The organism is Candidatus Tisiphia endosymbiont of Hybos culiciformis (genome assembly GCF_964030975.1).
Classification (GTDB): Bacteria; Pseudomonadota; Alphaproteobacteria; order Rickettsiales; family Rickettsiaceae; genus Tisiphia.
The window spans coordinates 408,990-431,168 of record NZ_CAXIQH010000001.1 but is presented as its reverse complement, the minus strand read 5'-3'; the positions used below and the strand labels follow the sequence as shown (position 1 = coordinate 431,168).

Here is a 22,179-nt window from a genome sequence, read left to right as displayed (position 1 = left end):
TGAATTGCTTTTTCATTTACATAAGTCCGTGAAACCATGATATTTTTAAAAAACAAGTCTTGAAAGCAGGCAAGTATACGCACCCTTAGCTCAGCCGGATAGAGCAACGGATTTCTAATCCGTAGGTCAAAGGTTCGAATCCTTTAGGGTGCACCATTCAGGACAATTTGCTACTTTCTGCAATTCTGTGAATGGAAAAGCCAGAACGTAATGCAGCTTACAGCCCTCGAGTGTTAGGTTCGAAAATATAAAATTTAATAATTCCCTTTTTTTATCAAGTGTCGAACCTTTAAAAGTTTCATAGGCGTTTGTACTGATACATATAAGGTCTGCAAGCTTTTTAGAAAGCTTATCACCTACTTTGTCATAACTCTTAATTAGTTCAGTTAATTCATATTGTCTTTCCTTTAATTGAGCTTTCTTACGTAAAAATTCTTCTCTAGTAAAACTGCCATCTACTAAGAAATCACGGCGGTCTCATGAACAAAAGGTAAAGAAATGTTAATAATAAAGTTTTTGCAAATAGTGGAGTAATATAGTAAGAATCTCTTAATAAAATAATTATTATTTGGAGATAGTGATGTTAAGAGAGAGAGAATTCGTCAAGAACTTTGCAGAACATTTTTGCGATATAGTTATGCCCATAGGATTAGGTGATAAAAACATAACGATTGTAAGTTGTCATTCCCGCATAGGCGGGAATCTAGATAGTCTCCCCGTCAAAAGTCTAGAAGGATAATATATAATATGGTTAGCGGGTAAAAATATCTAGATAATCCATAAGAAAATGCTATAATATTGGCAGAAACCTTATGGATTGTATGAATTATGCCGATAGAAGATATAATAAAATCCCAAAAACAAGGACAGCTTTTTGGTTATAAATTGACCGAAGAATTAAACCCTAATAACAAGTTATATAAATTAAGATCGTTAATAAATTGGACTGTTTTAGAGGAATGGTTATTGACAAATGTTAATATCAAGAAATTTGGTAGGAATCGCAGATGTCACAGGTTATTACTTGGAGTAACTATGCTGCAAGCGATGTATAACCTGTCAGATGCTGCAGCTGAAGAAGAGCTGAGAGAGAACGTATATTGGCAATATTTTTGTGGTTGGGAATATTTGCAGAAAGATGCTGAGATATCAGAAGCTAGTATACGAAGGTTTCGTGCTATATTAGGGGAAGAAGGATATAATGAGATATTAAAAGAATTAACAAGAATTGGTTGCAAAGTCGGAGTGCTTAAAAAAAAAGACTTAGCATCGATAATCGTTGATACTACAGTACAAATTAAGAATATTAAGTATCCTCATGATGTGTATTTGATGGATAAGGCAAGAATAGAGCTAGTAAAGTTATGTCATACTTTAGGCATTAAGTTACATGAGACATATGCCAAGCAATATAAAAAAGACATAGTAAAATTATGGAAATATAAGGATAATAGTAAAGCCAAAAAACGTAAGAAGGTAATGCAACATTTAAAGATATTGCTGGGTCGTTTAATAAGAATATGTCAGCGAGAAATAGCAAAAACAAAGTTAAGTTTGTCATTAAAGCAGCAAGAAATACTAAATAAGATTAAAAAGATTCAGGCACAATCTATACTGAGTAAAGCAGAGAAAGAGCGATATAAGGAGGATAATAAAGTATTATATAGTTTTCACGCACCGGAGGTAGAGTGCATAGGTAAAGGGAAATTAAACAAACCCTATGAGTTTGGTAACAAGGTTTCGATAGCAGTAAGTGGTCGAGGTAATTTTGTATTAGCGGCCAAATCATTTCATGGCAATCCATATGATGGTCATACATTATCGCAGACTGTAGAGGTTGTAAAGAAATTAACAGGAGTGGGAATAGCCAGGACATTTGTTGATTTAGGCTATAAGGGGAATAATTTTAAAGAAAAAGACAAGGTGTATAGCCCATATTGCAAGAAGAAGCTATCCTCAGATGATAAGGCAATGATCAAGAGAAGAAGTGCTATAGAGCCGATAATAGGACACCTTAAGCATTATGGTAGAGTTGGCAGAAATTACTTAAAAGGAGTAATAGGAGATATAATAAATCCGTTAATTTCCGCTGTAGGATTGAACTTACGGTGTATTGGTAATCACCTTCTCAAAACAAATTTTTCTACATAAAAATGACTCAATAAAAGAAAATTAATCAAACGATTACAAAATCGTTAACAAATCATCGTGCAAAAAATTTCTAGAAATCATCTTTTTATATTAAAAATTTACATCAAAAGAATTAAACTCTAAAATTTTATACAAAAAATTTTTTGCTAAGCTGCTAATTTTTTAATTTTTTGCACTTTTGACGGGGAGACTAATTATATATTCGTTATTCCATCCAATTGGACTTATATGTTTTAATAATGATATTTTCTATTTCAGAAGTTAAATATTCACGAGATCGTCGGTCTTTATTCTTAGGTTTTCTTAATAAAGGAAATTATGACATGTTGATAAACATAATAAAATTCATATCTTGCAGTAAAAAGCATATTAGGTCTGATTAAATAAGTAAATAATTTTTGTGATAATTACGTACTTTAATGTTAGTAGAAAATCATAAACATTCAGTAAATGGTATAATTTACTGAATGTTTGTAAGGGTGAAAATCTACAGTTTTTGATCGAAAAATAATACATGCAATAAAAAATTCTTTTTACAGAAAGTAGTAAATTATATTATACCAATATAAGGGATTTATAGGAGATTTTTTAAAAAGATATTTTATCTTTTTATGGAGAGATTTTAGAAAAAATCAGAAAAACTAGCCTCTACATGCCTTATATCTAAAGGAATACAGCCTTATGCCACATTCCTACATAAATGTTGCTACTTCCCTTAATAGTTCAGAGATTATACCAGAAGCCATTACTGGCGATATGCACAGCATAAACAAAGCAAATTTCGCCATCCTTAATTGGTTTGGAGTACAATTAAAACCAAGATTCACTAACCTTAATGATCAACTAAAAAACCTTTATTGTACTAATGATATTAACCTATACGCAGATTACTTAATTAAGCCAATTGCTCAAATTGATCAACAATGTATTATTGTACAAAAAAGTAATATTGATAGGCTCGTTGCTACCTTAGCACTTAAGGAAATGAACCAAGCTAATTTAATAAAGAAATTATGTCACTTGCCACCAGAAAATACTCTACGTAAAGCAGTTTTTGAGTATGATAAATTGGTAAGGAGTATTTATACTCTTAAATATTTAATGGACATTCAATTACAGAAAGTAGTGCATAAATCACAAAATAGAATTGAATCATATCACCAATTACGAGCTGCTATTGCAAAAGTTGGCGGTAAAAAACAATTATATGGCAAAACAGACATTGATGTAGAAATCAGTAACCAATGCGGTAGATTAGTTGCTCATGCGATTATTTACTACAACTCTATGATCCTATCTGCAGTTCTCGAGAAATACAATCACCTTGCTAATAATAAAAGATTTTTGGCGGTAATTAAGAAAATATCACCTGTTACTTGGCACCATCATATTCACTTTCTTGGTCAATATACTTTTCAAAATCAAGATAACGTCATTGATATAGACAAAATTATAGAAAATATTGATTTGGCTTATTAATTCATCTTGCAATTGATCTTATGACAAACACTAATAATTTTGGTATTGGTAAAAAAATAAACTTGTTAAACAGCTACACTACTTATAAGCAGAAGAAAAAGGCTATAAGGATCATGATTTTCATTTCATAAATAGTAAAAAGAACCTCAACTTAGAAACCATATCTTTTTCTCCAGTGATTGTCAATATCCAGCAACTATAACTGTCAATAACATTCTAAAATGTCCGGGTTTTGTAACAAGGTAATTGTCCGTTTTGTTGTGAATCTTTTTTTTTAAATTCTTAAAAAATATTTTTAAAAATTTAGATGGTTGTGGTTGTGGAATTGTGGAGAACTTTTTGAAAAGTTATCCATAATTCCATAACCAGAAAAGAAAGCTAGCGATTCACAATAACTAACTCACTTTACGCAGCAATACTATTACTATCAGCCTTTTTGCTTAACTCCACAATTACCTTGCCACTTGCATCATATTTTGCTAATCTCCTAGCACCATGGAAAATAGCCAGTTCTCCATTGGTGTATTCATGTATCATTACTCTACATTTTACATAATGATACCTCTGGTCATTACTTGGGATTTGCAAGAGTTTTTTGTTATAGGAAACAGTATTATCTTTTGCTACTACTCTTTCCTCTTGAATCGATAATATGTCTTGTAAATCCCTTCCAGCATAGGGGATAAACGCACTCTCCTTAAGCTCTGGAGTCACACAAAACTGTTCATTATATTCTGGAACAAAAATTTCCTTGAGATAACAATTTGCCTCTCTAATCGTTCTAATACCAGCTACTCTGAATTCTTGTGGCAAACGTTTCTGCAGAGAGCCAAACATCCTCTCTGACCTACCTCTTGCCTCCGGAGAATAGGCATGGATAAGCTGAATACCAAGTTGCTTGCAAGCTCTTCCTACTTGGGTCGGGTTATTCTTATCTACCTTACCACCAGCTATTGGCGTGTAAGCATAATGGCTACCTCTATCCACATACAGAGAACTAAATAACCCTCTAGCTCCTATTACTTCTGTCAGGGCTATAAAACAGCTACCTGTTCCTTCTTCCTCTATTAAAAATGCTGAATATATTTCATTGCTGGCATCGTCCATTGTCACTATAGTGAAACCTATTGAATTAGGTGATGCAAACTTTGTGTCATACCTTGCGTAAGCAGGTATCTAGATTCCCGCCGCAGCTAGGAATGACAACTTACAATTGTTATGTTTTTTATCACCTAATCCTATGGGCATAACTATATCAAATCCGGATGATACCCTAGTCCATAAATCCACTCATGGGTAGAACCATCCTGATGCAGCATCATACCTACCATCGCCTTTCTAGCTCTTTTAAGACGATGGTGAGGCTTCTTGATAGTAAGCTTACTTACTAAGCCACATCCTTGCAGTGATACCCTAACAAAATTGTAACTATGAGTAAATTTATGTTTCTTTACTAACTGTTCATGAAAATGTTTAGATGTAAAATCATAGTATGTTTCTTCGTATAATTTTAGCATTTGCTCTACTTCATCAACTGCTACTTTGTTAGGTGGCATATGGCCTATCCTTCTATCTAACAGCCCAGAAAACCCACCTTCCTCATACCTCACTTTCTTTCGTCTAAAGGTTCTTTCACTGCATCCTAATAAATCTGCTGCAACTTCGTTGCTAATTTCTCCTCTATCGTATCTGTCGTATATTTCTTCGAATCGCATTTTTATAACCTCTTGTAATATTTTTGTCCTACTTGGCATAACCTCTCTCTTTTAATTTGAGAGATTCTTATACTCTATTTCCGGACAATTACCTTGTTACCAATTACGGTCATATACCTTGTTATCGACATAAAAAAATAATAGAGTTTGACTAATGGAAGAGATTTGTGTATGATCATAGTTAACACCTCAATAACGGTTGTAATTTAATAGCGATGCTATTGGATTAATTTCGCTAGTAAGTACTTTTGAGTTCGGAAAATTTCTAAGTACTTACTAGTTTAGTATAATATTTAAGTCTTAGCTTTGTTGATAAACTAGGCTTGAGTTTAAATATTACATAGTTTGAGACTTATAGCTAATCCGATTCGTCATTGCGAGGAGTGCGTAAGCACGACGAAGCAATCCATTTTAATTACTTTCTAGATTGCCACGACCACTATGTGGTCTCGCAATGACGCCAAGGCTAAATACTAATCGGGTAGCTAAACCAAAATATGTATTTTGGTTCTAAAAAATTAGTCAGTAGTTACTGACCTCTCCTTTTTTGGTCTCATCCTATTTTAGGAGTTTAATATAATTATTTTGGGGTGTCAAGAGAAATATTACAACGTTTCATCAGAATTATATTATGAATGTTTCTGGAAACATTAAAAAATTTTTAAAATTAAAACTTAAAGATAGAAAATTAAAAAGAAAAGACTTTGTACAAGGTAGTGGCATTCCTTCTTCAACATTAGGTAATATTACCAAATCTGAACATTATAGCCCTACCCTCAGAAGTATTATTATTATAGCAGAGTACTTTGAATGTTCTATTGATGAAGTTGTTGGTAGGAATATATATATTTCTCTAAACACAGAAAATTATAAATTTCAAATAATTGATTCAGAAAGTATTGGTATTAATTTAAAAAATTTTCTTACTGAAAAAGTAAAAAAACTAAATTTAAATTCCTATAAATTATCTAGAGAACTTGGATTTAATGAACATATTATCCATGATTTTATAAAGGAAGATTCTTTACAACAAACTTTAGGTAGTGCCGTAACGATAGCCCTAGCAGATTATTTCCAAGTATCAGTAGATGAAATGATTGGTAGAATTAAACCCGTTGCTTCTTCTGATAATAGTGAACATTCTCAACAAAATTCCAATCGTGATACTGATATGAAAATTTAACGTACTAAAACGATTTTTGCGGTAATATTATCAGCTACTTTTAGCCAAATTTTATCAGTAGTATAAATTTCCATGTTATAATAGCAACCAGTTGCTATACAGGCTCTGTCACCTAAAGATAGACCATAATCTTTTGTTAAGCGACTTAACTTACCGGTATTGATACATATATTTCCACAAAAGGGTATGATTTCTGGCACTATATCTGTTATGATTACATCAATTTCATTTTCTGCTATATTAGACCTAATCAGGACAGAAACTAATTCACTTAAATTAACTGATGAAATGCTACTACTTGCGATAACATCCTCTAATATTTTATAACCTGATTCTTTTTTTAATAAGGCAATAACTGCTGATGTGTCCAGCAAATATTTTTTTGTTTTGGTCAAAGATTTAGAACTTGTTGACATCTTCACTTCTCATAATTTCTAACTCTTTTTGCAAATCAATATTCTTATATTTACTCAAAATATTTCTGGCTCTTTCTATATTAGCATGAAAAGTTGAAACTATTAATTCTGAGTCTTCATATTTAATTGAAACTTCATCACCTGCTTTAAGTTGCAGTTTCTTTCTAATTTTAGCTGGAATAGCAAGTCTGCCATTACTATCTATATAACTTTTTAGTGCTGTCATAATATATACCTATAATATTAAGATTAATATAAATCTACAATATATACAGTTTAGACAAAATTATAAAAATGGTCAATTTAATAAATAGTTGAATCATAAAAACATTATATTGACTTTAGACAAATAGATATTTAAAATCTAAGGTGGAATTACTGCAAAGTAATTCTGGGGTTTAGCAACCTTTATCTGACAGCGGTATGCATTATACCGTAAAAATGGTGCTTCTCGGTCTTTTATGGTCGGGGAGACGATAGTTATGTCCAGGGCTTAAATGTTTACATTTAAGCCTAAAGGCTATCGTAGCTGTCCTAAGGCGGTTTTTCTACCCCCCGATCACCAATCTAGATTCACTTACTTCTAAAAATCTTGTCTTTGGTGGTCAAAAACTTACAATTTTTTGACATTCAGGGGAAGATTATATGCATTTAAGTTGCACGGCGGTCTCATGAACAAAAGGTAAAGAAATGTTAATAATAAAGTTTTTGCAAATAGTGGAGTAATATCGTAAGAATCTCTTAATAAAATAATTATTATTTGGAGATAGTGATGTTAAGAGAGAGAATTCGTCAAGAACTTTGCAGAACATTTTTGCGATATAGTTATGCCCATAGGATTAGGTGATAAAGAACATAACGATTGTAAGTTGTCATTCCCGCGAAGGCGGGAATCTAGATGCCTGCTTTCGCAAGGTTAACACAAAGTTTGTATCACCTAATTCAATAGGTTTCACTATATTGAAGATCATAGACAAGAAAGTAAGATAGCATATCCCTTAATAGAGTTAGTGTTTTTAGCAATAGTAGCGGTTGCCGCACGGGCGGAGAGTTGGGAGGAGATTGAAGAATTTGGCAAGGCACATATTGATACTTTGAGAGAATATTTTCCGTTTGAAAATGGTACGCCTAGTGATTGTACAATTAGACGTTTTTTTACTAGTCTTGATTCTAGTCAATTAAATAAGGTGTTAGTAAAATATTTTACTAACAATTTAAGTGAAAAACATTATGCAATAGATGGTAAAACGCTGAGAGGAACAAAACATGAGGGTATCAGAGCATTACATTTTTTAAATGTATATGCAGCTGAATCAGGTATAACTTTATTCGGCAAAGTTATTGATAGTAAAAAGAATGAGATTACATCTATTCCAGAAGCAATAGAGTGTTTGGATATCAAAGGAGCAATAGTTAGTATTGATGCAATGGGGTGTCAAAAAAATATAGCTAAGCAAATTGTAGAGAAAGAGGGTGAATATATTTTGGGTTTAAAGATGAATCACCCTGGATTGTACAACGAGGTTGAAAAAGCTTTTCAGACAGAGGTTTTTGAGTTTTTAGGAACGGATATTGCAGGAACATATGAAAAGGGACATGGCAGAATTGAGGAAAGAAAATGTCGCATAATTCGTGATATTAAGAAAATAACTAATGATGATCAATGGGCTAGTTTGAGTTCTGTTATTGAGATCAAAAGAAAAGTAGTTGAAAAAAATAAAGTGTCAGAATCAGTAAATTATTATATCAGTAGTTCCAACAATTCTGCTGAAGTAATGTTAAAGAATATAAGGTCCCATTGGGGAGTTGAATCTATGCATTGGATACTATAGTGAAACCTATTGAATTAGGTGATACAAACTTTGTGTCATACCTGCGAAAGCAGGTATCTAGATTCCCGCCTTCGCGGGAATGACAACTTACAATCGTTATGTTCTTTATCACCTAATCCTATGAGCATAACTATAGACGTGGTATTTAACGAGGATGCAAGTAGCATAAGACAAGGCAATGCTCCTGCGAATATGGCAATTATCAGAAGATTTGTATTAAATATTTTAAATAAAATAAAGACTAAAAGGGAGACTAGACCCAAAATGATGCTTACTATGGGTTGGTCACCAAAGAACTTAAAACGTTTTACTAATGCTTTAATAGAAATTAACTAATTGTTCATGAGGCCGCCGTGTAAGGATCAGGCTAAAAGAAAAAGGTTGTGTGGCTGTAATTCCATCAAGGAAGAACCGCAAAATTCCAATAGAATTGGATACAGAGCTTTATAAGGCACGGCACTTAATTGAAAATTTTTTTGCTAAGCTTAAACAATATAGGGCGATTGCAACACGCTATGATAAAACGGCTCAAAACTTTTTGGGGGCGATTCATCTTGCTGCTTCTGTAATTTTGTTGAATTGATGACACGCCCTAGCCAATTGCTGCTTTTTGATTTTAATTTATTTCCTATATTCATAAATAGTAATCTTATCATTATCTGATAGTCAAAATTTACCCAACAACCAGATTAAGTAATTTTCAGTTTATCAGATTAAATCTTTAGTACAACTAAGTTACCAATCTATCAACATCTAGACTTCTTCTAACGAAACGACGATAAGACAAGTAGAACTAATAGATATTATCAATTTGGTAATCTAGTGCTACTTCCTTGCCGTAAAAAGCCATAGCAATTTTAATGATTTTCTGAACATGTGAGTATTCTTTTATTTTAGCCTCATATCGTTTTTTCACAATTTGATCTAGTCCCGCTTTTGCAACAGATTCTAGAATATCAGGAGATTTGCATATTTTATATTCAATAATAATAGCATTGTTCTGCTTTCTGACTTTAGGTAGTAACATAATATCAGCTCTACCATTGCCTGTCTCTCTTTCACTTTCTATAATATAATCTGGTGTTAGTATATTAATTAGACCAAGCATAAAACCGCTGTAAAATATTTCGGCTTTTTTCTCACCTGTTTGGTAAAAACTGGTAGCGTTTAATAATAGCTCTTGCAACCTTTCTTTAAATTCCTCTATCTTGCAAGCAGGTAATAAACTCACAAAAGAGTAGTATCTGGAACTATCGATTTTTAATTGATCAGTTACCCATTGCAGCATTCTGGCATTATATATATATCTTACTTCTTTGTTAGGTACAGACAATTCATAGATATTTTCTTCTGGTTTTTTGGCAGTAGGGTTTAAATAACCACTAAATAATAACAAGCTAAATAGTCCTATTGGTTTATTGATATCAGCAAAACTTATTTGTTTGGTAATAGGTGAGATAATACTCTTTCCAGCAGCTAAGTTTTGTAAATCTTCTTGCATCTCATCTGATAACAATGTTTTATCAATAAGCGAAGTACCACCGCTATCAAGCCAATAATGATCAAGCTTACCTTCATTAGATAAACACTGCATAATTGACCAGGGATTGTAAATTATCTCACCACCGAAATTATAACCATTATACCATCCTTTAATTTGATCGGGATCAGTATCGAGTGGTACTTTGGTCAATAACTCATCAACTTCTGCTTGGGTAAAACCATAAAACTTAGCAAACTTTTTATCTAGTAAGGTATATTCACTAACATTATTCAAATCCGAAAATAAATTAGCTTTAGCAACCCGTAATATGCCAGTTATTACGCCTTTTTCTAAGTAAGGATTACTCTTTAGGCTGCTGCCAAATATCCCACGAAATATCTTTAGTACATCATCAAATTCTTTTAATTTACCACCAAATTCAATATAAGCACTATTAATAGGTGTATCATACTCATCAATTAATATGTAAACTTTTTGACCAAAATGTTTAAAGAGTAATTCACTTAAAAAGCGTAAGCTAGTTTTCAAATCATTTCCCTTAAGTTTCCCATCAAAATATCGCCTTAGCTTGTCTTTCTGTGCATTATTTAATAACCCTGTATCTTCTGTAACATGCTGAATTAAATAGCCATGACTTGCAAATAATGCTATAATTTGATCTTTGACACCTGCTGCAATTTCCTTATAACTACCACCTTTTACATCTTTAAGATTGAGCAAAATCACAGGGTAATTACCTTGCTGAACCATGGCATATTCTTCACTATTAATATTTAAAGAACCTAATGTCTTTATACCTTTAATACCTAAATCGATTTCCCCACCGGTAAAGAGAATGCGATTGACTCTATCTTCCGTAGGTAAAAGAACACCATTTTGATCTACTTCTATTTCAAAAAATTTCCGGAGCATATCCATATTCAAACTCTTACCCCAACGCCTTGGTCTAGTAATAAGGATTACTTCTCCACTATCTTCTAATAATTCTTTAATCATTAAACTTTTATCAACAAATATATCACTATTTAACAATAACGTCTCAAAATCATCAGTACCTACCCTCATTCTTGGTAGCTTATTGTTACTTTTAATAATATTATTTTCTTTAGTTGATATATTATCAGAAAGTTCTACTATCATATTAATTTCATTATATTAGAAAATTATTATAAACTTTATTAGGGAATAATAACACAAACAAGCTAGCCTAGCGAGTAGATTTACATAAAATAAATTTCTTACATCATGCGTGTGGTTAATCTATTATTTTAGTGGTAGTCATCTGATTAATAATGATAGGAAGAATTATTAGAAAATCCCTAATATTCACGTAATGTGAGTGTTTGAATAATTAATAATTTTATGTCTATTGTGGTTCTGAAATTGTCCACTACGCCCCGCCATTTTTGTACAAGTCGTCGTTTTTTCAAAAATATCGAACGGGAAACGTAGAGAGGTCTCAAGTTTCTTGCCATTCAGTTTGAGGTTCTGAAATACGAAATTTATCATTTTGCGTTTTTCGAGGGTTTCAGAACCTTTGAAGGTTTCATAGGCTTCAGAAGCTAGAGTTATTAGCATTGTAGCGGTATCAGTAAATTTATCGTCTGCTTCCTCATAAACTTTAAGTAAACGAGTAATTTCATATTGACGATCTTTTAATTGTTGTTTCTTTGCTTGGAATTCTTCTTTGCTTAGTTCGCTGCCTAATCTTAAATCAATTAATGAATTTAGTTTATTTTCATTTTCTGTATGTTCTTTCTTTAAAGCAGCTGTTGCTTGCCCATGCTCGTCTTTTTTTAGCTCATTTGTGCTTTTTAGATACGCTAGAGTCTCTTTTAGCACTTCTGGCTCCCTGATACCTATTCTTTTAAAAACCTCTTCTACCTGCTTTAAAACCTCATCTTCTCTTACATAAATCTTTTTGGTTGGATTCTTTGGATCCCATGTACCTAAATATAAGTCCATTCGTCCACTTTACCATCTGAATATAGTGAAACCTATAGAATTAGGGTATACTTGCAGCAAAACTGCATAACTCTATTAAATTTTTTTGGTAGTATGAATTTATTTTATAAATTTGGGTTCCTACTATGCAAATATCACCGATTAGTAAAAAAACTGGTTGAAAAACTATCAGTTATACTATAACATTTCAATTATTAAACGTAATGAATGAATCAAAATGAAAAAGCCAAAAGTAGCGACCTTAAGTGCTGAGGAACGAGAAGAACTAATACAACATATTAAGGCAAGTTCATTAACAGGAGATGATCAGCAAGCGGTGATAGAACTTGTGAAATTTTGTAACGAACTAATAGACAAGCTAGCATCATCAAACATCAGTATAAATAAGCTTAAGGAGATGATGATTGGTTTTAAGGCAGATAACAAAAAAAAGATAGTTCAGATTCATTAAAAGAACCACCGAGTGAATCTGATAATAAGAATGGTGGTAATGAAGAAGAGTACGATGAGTCCAAGAAGAGAGATCGCAGTAATTGGCAAGGTAAATATGGATTTGATGATTATCAGGATGCAAATACCAGCTATTTAGCTCCTGAGAATTTTTGTAGTGGTGATAGCTGTCCTCACTGTGATAATGGTAAACTCTATAATAGTGAAGCTAGAAAATTGCTACAATTTACAGGTAATGCTCCAATTACAGTCAACAGATATGTAAAGAAAACGTTACGCTGTAATGCTTGCGATTATACAGTTATGAACAATAAGAATATCAACAAATGGACAAATAGTAGCAAAAGTGCAATAGTGTTACAAAAGACCTACGGTACTCCCTTCTATCGTTTATCTAGGTTGCAAAGTTTAAGCGGGGTTCCTGTATCATATAGCTCGTTGTGGCAACAATATTTAGATGTTTGGCAAGAAGGTGGTGGAGCTGAAATTTACAGGGTATTATTGGAAATGGCTGCCGAATGTAGCTCACTGAATCTTGATGATACTAGAGCTAGAATTTTAGAAATTACTGTAGCCAATAAAAAATTACGTACTCAAAATAAGAAAGGACGCAGCTGTTATACCACTACTATATGTGCTAAGACTGCCAATAATGAGGTGATAGTTTTATATTTTACCGGTAATAAGCATGGCGGGGAAAATATTGGTAACGTACTAAAGAATCGTAAGAATAGGACTGATTCTATTCATTTAATGACTGATGCAAGTAACAATAATAACCCAGTATTATCAGAAGCAGATAAAGAATTACTAGCAATAATAATTATGATCAACTGTTTATCACATGGACAGAGGAAATTTACAGATAATGAACCATACTATCCTGAAGAATGCGGATATTTTCTCAAACAAACTGGTGGGATTTACCATAATGAACATCAATGTAAAGAGATGAGCCTTGAGGAAAAGCTGAAGTACCATCAGGAACATAGCAGTAAATATATAGAAAACATATATAACAAAATAGACGAATTATTTAACGACAAGAAAGTTGAGCCTAATAGTAGGTTTGGGCAAGCTATGAAATATTGGTTAAATAATAAAGAAGGTTTGACGCAATTTTTGAAAATTCCAGTTAGCAGTCTTGATAATAATTGGGCTGAGAGGTCACTACGTACCATTATTTTACAAAGGAAGAATTCATTATTCTTTAAAACAATCAATAGTGCTGAGATACATAGTGGTCTGTATAGTATAGTAAAGACTTGTAGTGAGAACGGGATCAATGCATTTAAATATTTAAATTGGCTGCAAGAGCAGAGTAGCAAAGCAAAGAAGCATCCTACGAATTATACACCTTTTGCCTATGCAAGATATATAAATAATACGGAATTAATCGAGACGGCAGCTTAAATGACAGGAAGCCAATCATTGGAGAGTTTGGCAGAACTAGGATCGCCATTATGAATAAGAATGTGTAAGGTTCTATAACAAATCTGATAAGATGAATTATCAGATGGGGAAAGTTTTGCCGTAAATTTACCTTTGGATAGGCGTTTAGAGCATAACCAAAAGCCTTGACCGTCAAAGGACAAAATTTTAATGGCAGTTCTGTTTTTATTATAGAATAAAAACAAGGAACCATTAAGAGGGTTGGAAGAAAGTTTTTGTCTGCAAACAGCTATTAAACCATCGATACCCTTACGAAAGTCGATGGCAATGTGGCAACAAAAATAACTGACTGAGGGGTTAGTTGCAGCATAGAAATGTTTGAATTATGGTTTTTAGCTCTAGTGTTTGAATAATAAGCTTGGTACCATTTGGCTTAATAATGTGGCAAGTGTAGTAATTTTGTTTGGGAGTAGCCACAGGATCAGTATCTATAGAATTTACTAGTTGAAATGGGAGAAAATTAATATCGTGTTGTAGAACTTTATTTGAAGTTGAGGTAGGAGAAGTTTTGAGGGAAGGTTGATGGGCTTGTTGAATTGAACTAATTATTGTTTTATTAATATTGAGATGTTTGGCTATATCTTTGCAAGAATAGTGATGGAGTAGCTGGCGAACTAATTCCTTTAGATGGTTTGGTATGGGATCAAACTTGTTAGTTTTAGTTTGACGCCAGGCTTTAAATTGCTGAGCTACTTGCTCAACAGTAATTGATGGTATTTGCATAGTAGGAACCCAAATGTATAAAATAAATTTTATACTAACAAAAAAATTAGATAGAGTTATGCAGTTTTGCTGCAAGTATACGAATTAGGTGAAATTATATGATATAAAAAAGAGGAAATATCAAAAGTCCATATAGTGAAGAGGAAAATGTCAACAAGTCCATATAGTGAAGATTTAAGAAAAAAAGTAATAAATTATGTAGCAAGAGGTAACAGTCAAAGAAGTGCTGCCAAGATATTTGATATACATAAAAATACAATTAGCCGTTGGAATGTAAGGAAGAGAAAGGAAGGAACGATATTGGCGAAAGCTAGATTAGGCTTTAAAAGTAAAGTTGATAAGCAAAAATTAGCAGATTTTGTAGAAAATAATTCAAATATGAGGTTACAAGATATTGGTAAAGAGTTTGGGATTGCTAGGTCCCAAACTGGTAGGATATTAAAAGAGTTAGGATTTAGTTATAAAAAAAAACCTTTAGCTATATGGAAGCGAGTGCAGAGAAACGAACTGAATATTTAGAAGAGATCAGTAAATATGCTAAAGAACAAATAGTACATATTGATGAAAGTGGTATAGATATAGTTATGCTCATAGGATTAGGTGATAAAGAACATAACGATTGTAAGTTGTCATTCCTAGCTGCGGCGGGAATCTAGATACCTGCTTTCGCAGGTATGACACAAAGTTTATATCACCTAATTCAATAGGTTTCACTATATATTCAATTCTCTAGCAATTTTTTTAATTGCCTTACCATCAACGTGGTACATCCTACGTATTCTTCCTATTGTTTCCACTATAAACACCCCTTTAAAACTCCTTAAAAAAATATTAACAATATTAATTTTTCGGAGATATTGTTACTTATTTAGGGGGGCAATTTTCATTACAATTTTTCCTTTAAAGGGGTCAATAGATGATTACAATTTACAAATATTTAAGAATAACTGAATTTTGCATTGGTGGGTGAATAAAGTAACTATGGAGCAGAAATAAAGGACAATCTTAAAATGATAGTGTGAATGATGATTGGATATTATCATATTATATGATAATATGATAATATAACAATTAAAGAGTGAGGAATTAATGCCAAAAGTCATTACGGTAACAGAGGCAGTACGGTCGTTTTCTGATATTATTGGACGCGTACATTATCAGAGAGAAAGTTTTGATATTAAAAAAGGAGGAAACATTGTGGCAAGAATCACGCCGGCTAAAATAAGTGATAGTATAGCAGTAAAAGACTTAAATGAATTTTTTCGCAATGGTCCGCATCTTGATAAAGATGATATAGAGGAATTTGCCAAAGACATTAATACTGTAAAATCCTTAAAGTTACAAGATTGGGGGAATAAATGGGATTAATAATTGATAGTTCAGTAATTATAGCGGCGGAAAAAGGCAAAATAAATTTTGCACAGTGGCTGCAATATGATCAAGCTTGTATTAGCCCTATTACTGTTACAGAATTATTAATAGGAGTTAGTAGGGCAAATACTGAAGAGCGTCGCATGAAAAGATCGGTATTTGTCGAGCATATAATCAACTCGATTACTGTACTAAATTTTGGTGTTGAGGAAGCAAGAATTTACAATCAAATTCTTCATAATTTATTTCTCGAGAACCTGACCGTAACTATTCATGATATGCTAATTGCGGCGTCAGCCATAGCTCATAGTTATCCGGTACTCACTTTAAATGAACGAGATTTTAAAAGAATAAAAGGGCTGGAAGTGTTGGAGGTACAAAATGAAACAAAATAGCTAACAGAAAAGAATCATCAATTATATAGTTATGCCTATAGGATTAGGTGATAAAGAACATAACTATTGTAAGTTGTCATTCCCGCGTAGGCGGGAATCTAGATACCTGCTTTCGCAGGTATGACACAAAGTTTGTATCACCTAATTCAATAGGTTTCACTATAGTAGCTAATAGGAGCTATTAATGAACCAGACAAAAGGTTCGATCTTGAATGGAAAGCTTGGCAGCAAACTTCAAGGTAGGATGGAATTCACAGGAGTGGTTATACTGATTGTCAGTATATGCCTAGCAAGTAACGATGTTTTTGCTGATAAGGTAATTGATACTTACCAGCATGTAAATGGCAATGCATTTAGTTTAATAACTGAATATATAGGATAATAAGGTTGTTTAACCAGATTGCAAAGGAGTAAGATAACATTTATGAGAAACATAATCCAGTCACAGGATAGCTTAAAGTCACTGGAAAATCAGAAAAATATAGACCTACTATATCAGAAAGTGACTACTTTTAAGGAAGAAGGCTTTGTTACGATGATTAAGCGGAAACTAGCTGGTCTTGATTTAACCAAACACCAGCGGCAAATGCAGGATATAGCAAAAAAGGCTATTAATCAGCCAAGACCAGTTGCAGGAATTACCAGAACTCAGAAGACCATTAGCTATAGTTTTGCTCCAACTTATACATTAGATCAAGATGTGTATTTACCGTGTGGGCGATTATTACATCCAGCTGGTACTAAGGTAAATCCACTAGATCATATGAGTTGGGATGATAGATTAACATTTATAGATGGTACTGACCAGGATCAATTAACTTGGCTCAAACGGCAATATATTGCATCAGAAAAAGTAGAAGAAGAGATTAAAACTAGTGAAAATAAGATAGTCTTGGTAGCTGGTAAGATTTTAGAACTTAGCAAGGAAATAGGGCGTCAAATCTATTTTGATCAATTTGGTGCTTTAACTAGTAAGTTTAATATTAAACATGTACCGGCGATAGTTGAGCAGCAAGGCAAATATTTGCAGATCACCGAGGTAAATGTTAACTAATAGATAAGAATTATAGTGCTATATTAATAGCATTATGCTATAATTGATTAATATTAAGTGATCAATAAAGTTTATGTATGATATTGAGTTTGCTAAACAAGCGATTAAGGATTTACGTCGTATCCCTAAGGATTATGCATCGCATATAGTTAACAGAATAAAGCTAGTTGCCATTGATCCATACGGAGTAGAGTTGGATATTAAGAAACTAAAGGCTACAGATAAGGCTTATAGGTTGCGTATTGGAAATTATCGGGTGATTTATGAGATAGAGGAACAAAAATTATTAGTTACTATTATTAAAATTCAAAGTAGAGGTAATGTATATGGTTAATTTAGATAATATCAGTTTTATTGAAGATTCACATGGTAAAAAAGCCGTTATTTTATCAATAGAAGCTTATGAGGAAATCAAAGAAAAATTAGAAGAATTAGATGATTTGAATAGCTATATCAAGGTAAAGAGTGAAAATCAAGAAAGTTTTCCGGTTAGCATCAGTGAAAAATTAGTTTTAGGAGATGAATCAAATATTAAGATAATTAGAGAATATCGAGGATATAGTCTTACTAAACTTGCTAGGCAGCTAGGTATTAGTGAGGCGTATTTGTCGCAAATAGAGAATAAGAAACGTAGAGGTAATATAGATTTATATAAAAAAATATCTCAGGAATTGGATATAGATATTGATTTATTAATCTAGTCAATATGGATGATATATGAATAACAAAAGAGGTTCGACCTTGAAGGGAAAGCTTGGCGGCAGACTTCAAGGTCGGATGATATAGTTATGCCTATAGGATTAGGTGATAAAGAACATAACTATTGTAAGTTGTCATTCCCGCGTAGGCGGGAATCTAGATACCTGCTTTCGCAAGGTTAACACAAAGTTTGTATCACCTAATTCAATAGGTTTCACTATAGTAGCTGGTTTGGTAAACAATCAATCGATAGCCCCTTTTGTTTTTAATGGAACTTGCAATACAGAGTTATTTAATAATTGGGTTGAGAAGTTTTTAATTAAAGAGTTAAAAGCAGGACAGGTTGTAGTTATGGATAATGCTAGTTTCCATAAATCAAAGAAGACAAAGGAATTAATAGAATCAGTTGGCTGCAAACTTATCTTTTTACCTCCATATTCACCAGACTTAAATCCCATAGAGAAGTTTTGGGCAAATATGAAACGATGGATTAAAAATAAGGTAACAGAAACTAGCAAATTATTTGAAATTATTGCTATGTTCTTTGTCACCTAATTCTATAGGTTTTACTATAAATTAAAAATTACCAATGATTTTAGGGAATTTTATCTGAATTTTAACCAAAATTAACTAATTTTTTTTGTGGTCAAGGGGGGGCAATAGTTTATTACAATAGGGGGGCAATAGATGATTACAATTTACAATCGACGCATTTCAACAATCCTTTAGTTTTTTATAAACTTAATGATTTATATCACTATGTCAACTCATTTGATGACACGCCCTAAAACAAACAATGGATTATTTAATAAATGTCAATCAAGGCAAGGCGTATGAATTTAACCGTGAAGTTGGTGAATTTAAACAAGAGCATACCGTTATTCAAAATAAACTCGATAGATTGATGGATTTCTTAGTAGATGGCAGTTTTACTATAGTTATGCCTATAGGATTAGGTGATAAAGAACATAACTATTGTAAGTTGTCATTCCCGCGTAGGCGGGAATCTAGATACCTGCTTTCGCAGGTATGACACAAAGTTTGTATCACCTAATTCAATAGGTTTCACTATAGAGAAGAATTTTTACGTAAGAAAGCTCAATTAAAGGAAAGACAATATGAATTAAGTGAACTAATTAAGAGTTATGACAAAGTAGATGATAAGCTTTCTAAAAAGCTTGCAGACCTTATATGTATCAGTACAAACGCCTATGAAACTTTTAAAGGTTCGACACTTGATGAAAAAAGGGAATTATTAAATTTTATATTTTCGAACCTAACACTCGAGGGCTGTAACCTGCATTACGTTCTGGCTTTTCCATTCACAGAATTGCAAAAAGTAGCAAACTGTCCCGAATGGCGGGGCGTAGTGGACAATTTCAGAACCACAATAGACATAAAATTATTAATTATTCAAACACTTACATTACGTGAATATTAGGGATTTTCTAATAATTATTCCTATCATTATTAATCAAATGGCTGCCACCAAAATAATATTTTATACCCAAACCAGAGCATATGAAAAACTTGGTGTCACGTGACCGATTTTCAAAACATGTTTCACAGTTTAGATTAACCATACGTACGATGTTAAGAAATTTATTTTCTGTAAATCTACTCGCTGGGCTAGCTTGTTTGTGCTATTATCCCTTAATAAAGTTTATAATTATTTTCTAATAATAATGTAATTAATATGACAGTAAAACTTTCTGATAATATATCAACCAGAAAAACTAATATTGTGAACAGTAACAATAAACCACCGAAAATGAGGACAGGCACGGATGAGTTTTATGACTTAGTGGTAAATAGTGATGTCTTTGTTGATAAAACTATGATGATCAAAGAATTGCTAGAGGATAGTGGTAAAGTTATCCTGATCACCAGACCAAGGCGGTGGGGTAAGAGTTTGAATATGAACATGCTTCAGAAGTTCTTTGAAATAGAAGTGGATGAGAAAGGCAACGCTTTACCTGAAGAGAATAGAATAAATAACAAATTATTTATCGGGGGTGAAGTAGATTTAGGTTTTGACGAGACTAAAAAGCTAAAGTCTTTAAAAATTGCAGGCAATGCAAGTAGTATGAAACGTCAAGGTCAATTTCCTGTGATTCTGCTCAATCTTAAAGATGTAAAAGGTAGTAGTTATCAGGAAATAGAACTAGGTGTAAAAGATCAAATTATAGAATTATTTGCAAATCATCATTACTTAAATCGTCATGTGACAGAAGATACAGGACTATTAGATAATGCACAAAAAGAAAAACTAAGCCGATATTTTGATGGGAAACTTGAGAAGAATGATTTAAAAAATAGTTTGCGTTTTTTAAGTGAAGTGCTGTACAAACATTTTAATCAGAAAGTCTATATATTAATCGATGAATACGATACACCAATCAATAGTTCTTATATTGAGTTTGGTGATAAAGCAAAAGAATTTAAGCAAGTACTTGAGTTATTCCGTGGCATGTTTGGTAGCAGCCTAAAGACTAATAGTTGTGTAGAAAAAGGGGTAATAACTGGTATATTACGAATTGCTAAGGCTAATTTATTTTCGGATTTGAATAATGTTCGTGAATATACTCTGCTAGATGAAAAATTTGCCAAATTTTATGGCTTTACTCAAGTAGAAGTTGATGAGTTATTAACCAAAGTACCGCTTGACACGACTCCTGAAAAAATTAAAGTTTGGTATAATGGCTATAATTTTGGTGGTGAGGTGATTTATAATCCATGGTCAATTATGTTATGTTTAGATAGTAGAGGTAAGCTTGATCATTATTGGTTAGATAGCGGTGGCACCGGTTTGGTTGATAAAATATTACTATCCGATGAAATGCAAATTGATCTCCAACAATTAGCTAGCGGTAAAAGTATTATTGCACCTATTACTAGACAAATTAGTTTTAGTGATATTAACACACGGTCAGGACTATTTAGCTTATTGCTATTTAGCGGTTATTTAAACGCAATGGTAATTGAGTCAGAAGAGGATATCTATGAACTATCTGCTCCTAATAAAGAGGTAAAACATATATATAATGCAAGATTATTACAATGGGTGAGTAGCAAGTTACAGATGGATAGTTCTTTATATTATTCATTTGCTAGTTTGTTGCCTGCAGGTAAAACAGAAGAATTTAAAGAAAAATTACAAGAGTTATTACTAAATGCTACTAGTTTTCATCAAACTGGCGAGAAAAAAGCTGAGCTATTTTATAGTGGTTTTATGCTAGGTTTGATTAACACCTTATCTCCTGGCTATATCATAGAAAGTGAAAGAGAGACAGGCAATGGTAGAGCTGATATTATGTTACTACCTAAAGCAGGAAAACAGAATAATGCTATCATTATTGAATATAAAATATGCAAATCTCCTGATATTCTAGAATCTGTTGCAAAAGAAGGCCTCGATCAAATTGTGAGAAAACAATATGATGCTAAAATAAAAGAACACCCCCATGTTCAGAAAATCATTAAAATTGCTATGGCTTTTTGTGGTAAAGAAGTTGCACTAGAATATCAAATTGATAATATATCTTAAGGTCTGCTTGTCTTTACTCGTTACTCCGTTAAAAGTTTACTTCAGGGAAAGTCATAGTGTTATTCATTACTCTATTTGTGGTAGACATTAAGGGACAATGCGAAGAGAGTCCGTTCTCTGGTTGGTGCATGCTAGCAAGTGTTTGGCTTAACTGTAAATTGTAACGAGCTTTTGACCCTTTTGGAACAAAAATTGTAATAAGAATTGACCCTAAGCCTAATCGCACTGTAACTCAGATAAAAT

27 protein-coding genes, 1 tRNA gene and 3 pseudogenes are annotated in these 22,179 nt (G+C 32.6%); 22 read left to right on the top strand and 9 right to left on the bottom strand.

Annotated features, from left to right (window positions below; translation table 11 throughout):
- Window positions 1-79 precede the first annotated feature (79 nt).
- The 3 genes and pseudogenes from ACQH2P_RS02340 to ACQH2P_RS02330 all read left to right on the top strand — a co-directional run.
- A tRNA-Arg gene (locus ACQH2P_RS02340) sits at window positions 80-156 on the top strand.
- A 672-nt stretch (window positions 157-828) separates the two neighbouring features.
- Window positions 829-2,151 carry an IS5 family transposase gene (locus ACQH2P_RS02335; protein WP_425362501.1) on the top strand — a complete coding sequence of 441 codons (1,323 nt, stop codon included), beginning with the start codon at window positions 829-831 and terminating at the stop codon, window positions 2,149-2,151.
- 717 nt (window positions 2,152-2,868) lie between these two features.
- Window positions 2,869-3,630 (top strand): annotated as a pseudogene (locus tag ACQH2P_RS02330) (Tn3 family transposase); the annotation flags it as partial.
- Window positions 3,631-4,035: 405 nt separating this feature from the next.
- On the opposite strand, the gene ACQH2P_RS02325 reads toward ACQH2P_RS02330, so the two are convergent.
- A complete protein-coding gene (locus ACQH2P_RS02325) occupies window positions 4,036-4,737 on the bottom strand; it encodes a hypothetical protein (protein ID WP_425362828.1) in 702 nt (233 codons plus the stop codon).
- A gap of 143 nt (window positions 4,738-4,880) precedes the next feature.
- Window positions 4,881-5,345, bottom strand: a complete 465-nt coding sequence (locus ACQH2P_RS02320) for a helix-turn-helix domain-containing protein (protein ID WP_425362827.1) — start codon at window positions 5,343-5,345, stop codon at window positions 4,881-4,883.
- A 631-nt stretch (window positions 5,346-5,976) separates the two neighbouring features.
- On the opposite strand from ACQH2P_RS02320, the gene ACQH2P_RS02315 reads away from it, so the two are divergent.
- On the top strand, window positions 5,977-6,528 hold the full coding sequence (locus tag ACQH2P_RS02315) for a helix-turn-helix domain-containing protein (RefSeq protein ID WP_425362826.1): 552 nt from the start codon (window positions 5,977-5,979) through the stop codon (window positions 6,526-6,528).
- Here ACQH2P_RS02315 and ACQH2P_RS02310 read toward each other — a convergent pair.
- Entirely contained in the window at window positions 6,525-6,944 is a 420-nt protein-coding gene (locus tag ACQH2P_RS02310; protein WP_425362825.1) for a type II toxin-antitoxin system VapC family toxin, read from the bottom strand. The genes ACQH2P_RS02315 and ACQH2P_RS02310 overlap by 4 nt on opposite strands.
- Window positions 6,928-7,170 (bottom strand): AbrB/MazE/SpoVT family DNA-binding domain-containing protein, encoded by a 243-nt coding sequence (locus ACQH2P_RS02305; RefSeq protein ID WP_425362824.1) that lies wholly within the window; start codon window positions 7,168-7,170, stop codon window positions 6,928-6,930. Before ACQH2P_RS02305 ends, ACQH2P_RS02310 begins: the two co-directional genes overlap by 17 nt.
- A gap of 617 nt (window positions 7,171-7,787) precedes the next feature.
- Between ACQH2P_RS02305 and ACQH2P_RS02300 the strand changes: the two genes are divergently transcribed.
- Together ACQH2P_RS02300 and ACQH2P_RS02295 are read left to right on the top strand one after the other, a co-directional pair.
- Window positions 7,788-7,934: a hypothetical protein gene (locus ACQH2P_RS02300; RefSeq protein ID WP_425362823.1), complete on the top strand. Its 147-nt coding sequence runs from the start codon at window positions 7,788-7,790 to the stop codon at window positions 7,932-7,934.
- Window positions 7,904-8,776: an ISAs1 family transposase gene (locus ACQH2P_RS02295; protein ID WP_425364082.1), complete on the top strand. Its 873-nt coding sequence runs from the start codon at window positions 7,904-7,906 to the stop codon at window positions 8,774-8,776. Before ACQH2P_RS02300 ends, ACQH2P_RS02295 begins: the two co-directional genes overlap by 31 nt.
- On the opposite strand, the gene ACQH2P_RS02290 is transcribed toward ACQH2P_RS02295, so the two are convergent.
- Complete coding sequence (locus tag ACQH2P_RS02290) at window positions 8,757-8,888, bottom strand: hypothetical protein (protein ID WP_425362822.1); 132 nt, start codon at window positions 8,886-8,888, stop codon at window positions 8,757-8,759. The genes ACQH2P_RS02295 and ACQH2P_RS02290 overlap by 20 nt on opposite strands.
- An 8-nt stretch (window positions 8,889-8,896) precedes the next feature.
- Between ACQH2P_RS02290 and ACQH2P_RS02285 the strand changes: the two genes are divergently transcribed.
- Both ACQH2P_RS02285 and ACQH2P_RS02280 read left to right on the top strand, forming a co-directional pair.
- Complete coding sequence (locus tag ACQH2P_RS02285) at window positions 8,897-9,112, top strand: hypothetical protein (protein WP_425362675.1); 216 nt, start codon at window positions 8,897-8,899, stop codon at window positions 9,110-9,112.
- Between the two features lie 13 nt (window positions 9,113-9,125).
- Window positions 9,126-9,359: pseudogene (locus ACQH2P_RS02280) on the top strand (transposase); the annotation flags it as partial.
- 210 nt (window positions 9,360-9,569) lie between these two features.
- Here ACQH2P_RS02280 and ACQH2P_RS02275 read toward each other — a convergent pair.
- Window positions 9,570-11,420, bottom strand: coding sequence for an AAA family ATPase (locus ACQH2P_RS02275; protein WP_425362821.1), 1,851 nt, complete (start codon window positions 11,418-11,420; stop codon window positions 9,570-9,572).
- 186 nt (window positions 11,421-11,606) lie between these two features.
- Complete coding sequence (locus ACQH2P_RS02270) at window positions 11,607-12,245, bottom strand: hypothetical protein (protein WP_425362820.1); 639 nt, start codon at window positions 12,243-12,245, stop codon at window positions 11,607-11,609.
- A 217-nt stretch (window positions 12,246-12,462) separates the two neighbouring features.
- Between ACQH2P_RS02270 and ACQH2P_RS02265 the strand changes: the two genes are divergently transcribed.
- Both ACQH2P_RS02265 and ACQH2P_RS02260 read left to right on the top strand, forming a co-directional pair.
- On the top strand, window positions 12,463-12,696 hold the full coding sequence (locus ACQH2P_RS02265; RefSeq protein WP_425362589.1) for a hypothetical protein: 234 nt from the start codon (window positions 12,463-12,465) through the stop codon (window positions 12,694-12,696).
- A 302-nt stretch (window positions 12,697-12,998) separates the two neighbouring features.
- Complete coding sequence (locus ACQH2P_RS02260; RefSeq protein WP_425362590.1) at window positions 12,999-14,108, top strand: IS66 family transposase; 1,110 nt, start codon at window positions 12,999-13,001, stop codon at window positions 14,106-14,108.
- Here ACQH2P_RS02260 and tnpB read toward each other — a convergent pair.
- Window positions 14,105-14,419: pseudogene (gene tnpB, locus ACQH2P_RS02255) on the bottom strand (IS66 family insertion sequence element accessory protein TnpB); the annotation flags it as partial. The gene ACQH2P_RS02260 and the pseudogene tnpB overlap by 4 nt on opposite strands.
- A 25-nt stretch (window positions 14,420-14,444) precedes the next feature.
- The gene (locus ACQH2P_RS02250) at window positions 14,445-14,870 is read right to left on the bottom strand and encodes a hypothetical protein (protein WP_425362592.1); all 426 of its coding nucleotides are present in this window, start codon (window positions 14,868-14,870) and stop codon (window positions 14,445-14,447) included.
- Window positions 14,871-15,017: 147 nt separating this feature from the next.
- On the opposite strand from ACQH2P_RS02250, the gene ACQH2P_RS02245 reads away from it, so the two are divergent.
- From ACQH2P_RS02245 to ACQH2P_RS02190, 12 genes are all read left to right on the top strand, one after another.
- The gene (locus ACQH2P_RS02245) at window positions 15,018-15,389 is read left to right on the top strand and encodes an IS630 transposase-related protein (RefSeq protein ID WP_425362819.1); all 372 of its coding nucleotides are present in this window, start codon (window positions 15,018-15,020) and stop codon (window positions 15,387-15,389) included.
- The gene (locus tag ACQH2P_RS02240; RefSeq protein ID WP_425362818.1) at window positions 15,353-15,526 is read left to right on the top strand and encodes a hypothetical protein; all 174 of its coding nucleotides are present in this window, start codon (window positions 15,353-15,355) and stop codon (window positions 15,524-15,526) included. The genes ACQH2P_RS02245 and ACQH2P_RS02240 overlap by 37 nt, the downstream gene beginning before the upstream one ends.
- Before the next feature lie 433 nt (window positions 15,527-15,959).
- A complete protein-coding gene (locus ACQH2P_RS02235; RefSeq protein WP_425362817.1) occupies window positions 15,960-16,238 on the top strand; it encodes an antitoxin in 279 nt (92 codons plus the stop codon).
- Window positions 16,229-16,636: a PIN domain-containing protein gene (locus tag ACQH2P_RS02230; RefSeq protein WP_425362816.1), complete on the top strand. Its 408-nt coding sequence runs from the start codon at window positions 16,229-16,231 to the stop codon at window positions 16,634-16,636. The genes ACQH2P_RS02235 and ACQH2P_RS02230 overlap by 10 nt, the downstream gene beginning before the upstream one ends.
- 47 nt (window positions 16,637-16,683) lie before the next feature.
- Window positions 16,684-16,821 carry a hypothetical protein gene (locus ACQH2P_RS02225; RefSeq protein ID WP_425362815.1) on the top strand — a complete coding sequence of 46 codons (138 nt, stop codon included), beginning with the start codon at window positions 16,684-16,686 and terminating at the stop codon, window positions 16,819-16,821.
- Complete coding sequence (locus ACQH2P_RS02220; RefSeq protein WP_425362814.1) at window positions 16,821-17,018, top strand: hypothetical protein; 198 nt, start codon at window positions 16,821-16,823, stop codon at window positions 17,016-17,018. Before ACQH2P_RS02225 ends, ACQH2P_RS02220 begins: the two co-directional genes overlap by 1 nt.
- A 42-nt stretch (window positions 17,019-17,060) precedes the next feature.
- Window positions 17,061-17,690: a conjugal transfer protein TraW gene (locus ACQH2P_RS02215; RefSeq protein WP_425362813.1), complete on the top strand. Its 630-nt coding sequence runs from the start codon at window positions 17,061-17,063 to the stop codon at window positions 17,688-17,690.
- Between the two features lie 73 nt (window positions 17,691-17,763).
- Window positions 17,764-18,024: a type II toxin-antitoxin system RelE family toxin gene (locus ACQH2P_RS02210; RefSeq protein ID WP_425362812.1), complete on the top strand. Its 261-nt coding sequence runs from the start codon at window positions 17,764-17,766 to the stop codon at window positions 18,022-18,024.
- Window positions 18,017-18,391 carry a helix-turn-helix domain-containing protein gene (locus ACQH2P_RS02205; RefSeq protein ID WP_425362811.1) on the top strand — a complete coding sequence of 125 codons (375 nt, stop codon included), beginning with the start codon at window positions 18,017-18,019 and terminating at the stop codon, window positions 18,389-18,391. The genes ACQH2P_RS02210 and ACQH2P_RS02205 overlap by 8 nt, the downstream gene beginning before the upstream one ends.
- A 205-nt stretch (window positions 18,392-18,596) precedes the next feature.
- Window positions 18,597-18,944, top strand: coding sequence for an IS630 family transposase (locus ACQH2P_RS02200; protein ID WP_425364081.1), 348 nt, complete (start codon window positions 18,597-18,599; stop codon window positions 18,942-18,944).
- Window positions 18,945-19,345: 401 nt separating this feature from the next.
- On the top strand, window positions 19,346-19,495 hold the full coding sequence (locus ACQH2P_RS02195; RefSeq protein WP_425362810.1) for a hypothetical protein: 150 nt from the start codon (window positions 19,346-19,348) through the stop codon (window positions 19,493-19,495).
- 590 nt (window positions 19,496-20,085) lie between these two features.
- Window positions 20,086-21,936, top strand: coding sequence for an AAA family ATPase (locus ACQH2P_RS02190; protein WP_425362809.1), 1,851 nt, complete (start codon window positions 20,086-20,088; stop codon window positions 21,934-21,936).
- Window positions 21,937-22,179: the final 243 nt, after the last annotated feature.